Annotated in this window: 1 pseudogene; it reads right to left on the reverse strand. The window is 73.0% G+C overall.

The window, feature by feature from the left end:
• A pseudogene (locus HKK72_RS39400) lies at positions 1 to 1,198 on the reverse strand (alpha-L-rhamnosidase); the annotation flags it as partial.

A 1,198-nucleotide genomic window follows, 5' to 3' on the forward strand; every position in this document is an offset into this window, starting at 1 on the left:
TCATCGGCGGATGACCGCCTCGCCGTACGGCACCAGCCGCACCGGGCCGATGAGCCCGTACCTCTGCCGGGCGGCCCCGCCGTAGACGCCGGGATCGGAGACGCGCAGGCGGTTGTTGAGCGTGGTCGCCACCTCTACCTCGATCGTGTTGGTGCCTCGCCGCAGGTAGGGGCCGACGTCCACTACCGGATTGATGAGGTCCACCGGCGGCAGCCGCCGCCCGTTGACCGTCACCCGGCAGGTGTCGAACACCTCGCCGAGCTCCAGGTGGTAGCCGTGCGCGGTGCTCAGCTCGACGGTCGTGCTGTAGCGGCCGATGCCCGACACGTCGGCCAGTTCCGGGATCTCCAGCCAGGCCGTGAGGGCGTCGAGCGTCAGGTCGTGCCGCGTGACGGCGGTCTCGGTGGGCGTCCTCCCGGGCCGCCAGTCCTCGACCCGCAGACGCCATGAGGTGAGCGTGCGGGCCTCGGGAAGGGCACCGATCGTCGCCTGGGCCGTACGGCCGTCGGACAGCGTGGTGGCGTAGGTCCCGGCGGTGGCGGCGCGCGCCACCAGGCGCCCGTCCTCGTACCGCACCTCGCCCGCCTCACTGTGCGTGGCGTGCGGGACACCGTTCCCCGGGCCGCCGAACCTGCCCGGGCGGGCGAACAGGATCACGGTGGCCTCGCTCGGCTGCAGGGCGACGCGCAGCGTGACCCGGTCGCCCGCCTCGGTGTAGAGCGCCACCCGCTCGACCTCGCCGCTCCACGGGTCCATCCGGTACGGCACCGCCTTGCGGTCGGCGCGGGTGAACGTGACCTCGTGGTCGATGGCGGCGACCGGCGGCTTCGGTGTCTCGGCGTGCTTGCCGTTGCAGAGGTAGTAGTGGTCCACCCCCTTGTCGACGCGACGGGCGTTCAGCAGCGTGGAGCTCTGGGCGTACTCGACGGCCGGGCGCAGCCCGAGCGCGGCCAGTGCCGCCGGAACGTCGGCCTCGGCGGCGACGTTGCGTACGCGCGGCTGGGCGAACAGTTCCGCGAGGACCGCCCGGAGCCTCTCGTTCTCCCCTTCCGTGGCGATGCCCGGCACACCCGCCGCCGACCAGTCGCCGAGGAAAACGAGCGGCAGCCCGGCCTTCGTCAGCGTGAGCATCCTGCGCGCGGCGCCGAGCGGGAGGGTGGTCTCCTTTCCGGCGAGCCGGTCCCCTTCGACGAACAGC

Source organism: Actinomadura sp. HBU206391, from assembly GCF_014323665.1.
Lineage (GTDB): Bacteria > Actinomycetota > Actinomycetes > Streptosporangiales > Streptosporangiaceae > Actinomadura_C.